The sequence below is a fragment of the Frigoribacterium sp. CFBP 13707 genome (assembly GCF_014842245.1).
GTDB classification, from domain to species: Bacteria; Actinomycetota; Actinomycetes; order Actinomycetales; family Microbacteriaceae; genus Frigoribacterium; species Frigoribacterium endophyticum.
In genome coordinates, this window is record NZ_JACYVL010000036.1 from 1 (window position 1) to 595 (window position 595).

Sequence of the window (595 nt, forward strand, 5' to 3'; positions counted from 1 at the left end):
CTGAGGCCCTTGGCGTTGGTGACGGTGAGGGTGCTGCCGGGCTCGGCGGTCCCCTCGAAGGTGAAGGCCTCGTTCGCGGTGTAGCCGGTGCTGACGTCGGCGGGGGTGTCGATCGTCACGGGTGCGATGGTGGAGGCGCGGGGTGCGAACCCGGCGAGGGTCGCGGCCTGCTGTCGGTCGGTCCCGGCGTCGGCGGTGAAGATCATGGTCCAGGTGTAGGAGCCCATGTTGCTGCGGGTCCAGGTCCACTCGCCGTCGCTGTTGGTCTCGACGGCGGTGCCGAGGCTGAGGCCCTTGGCGTTGGTGACGGTGATCTCGGCGCCGGGCTCGGCGGTGCCGCCGAAGGTGAACGCGGTGTCGGGGGCGTAGCCGGTGGCGACGTCGGCGGGGGTGTCGATCGTGACGGGCGCGGTCTGGGCCTGGCGGGGTGCGAACCCGGTCAGGCGGGTCGACTGAGCGCGGTCGGTCCCGGCGTCGGTGGTGAAGTCCATGGTCCAGGTGTAGGAGCCCATGTTGCTGCGGGTCCAGGTCCAGTCGCCGTCGGAGTTGACCTCGACGGCGGTGCCGAGGCTGAGGCCCTTGGCGTTGGTGACGG

At 71.3% G+C, this 595-nt stretch carries 1 protein-coding gene; it reads right to left on the reverse strand.

From position 1 onward, the window contains the following. The coding region (locus IFT45_RS16660) for a hypothetical protein (RefSeq protein ID WP_192129557.1) at positions 1–595 on the reverse strand (595 nt) is incomplete at both ends.